Origin of the sequence: Shewanella sp. ZOR0012 (genome assembly GCF_000798835.1) — a bacterium.
GTDB classification, from domain to species: Bacteria; Pseudomonadota; Gammaproteobacteria; order Enterobacterales; family Shewanellaceae; genus Shewanella; species Shewanella xiamenensis.
This window is the reverse complement of the sequence record NZ_JTLE01000045.1, coordinates 1-349: the sequence shown is the minus strand read 5'-3', so window position 1 is coordinate 349 and position 349 is coordinate 1. Positions and strand designations below refer to the sequence as shown.

The window sequence follows — 349 nt, the reverse complement described above, 5'->3', positions numbered from 1 at the left end:
GCCACCGGTATTCCTCCAGATCTCTACGCATTTCACCGCTACACCTGGAATTCTACCCCCCTCTACAAGACTCTAGTTTGCCAGTTCGAAATGCAATTCCCAGGTTGAGCCCGGGGCTTTCACATCTCGCTTAACAAACCGCCTGCGCACGCTTTACGCCCAGTAATTCCGATTAACGCTTGGACCCTCCGTATTACCGCGGCTGCTGGCACGGAGTTAGCCGGTCCTTCTTCTGTAGGTAACGTCACAGCTGCAAGGTATTAACTTACAACCTTTCCTCCCTACTGAAAGTGCTTTACAACCCGAAGGCCTTCTTCACACACGCGGCATGGCTGCATCAGGGTTTCCC

General features: G+C 53.0%; 1 rRNA gene. It reads right to left on the bottom strand.

Features of this window, described 5'->3' with window-relative positions:
• Positions 1-349 (bottom strand): 16S ribosomal RNA (locus L976_RS01395); the annotation flags it as partial.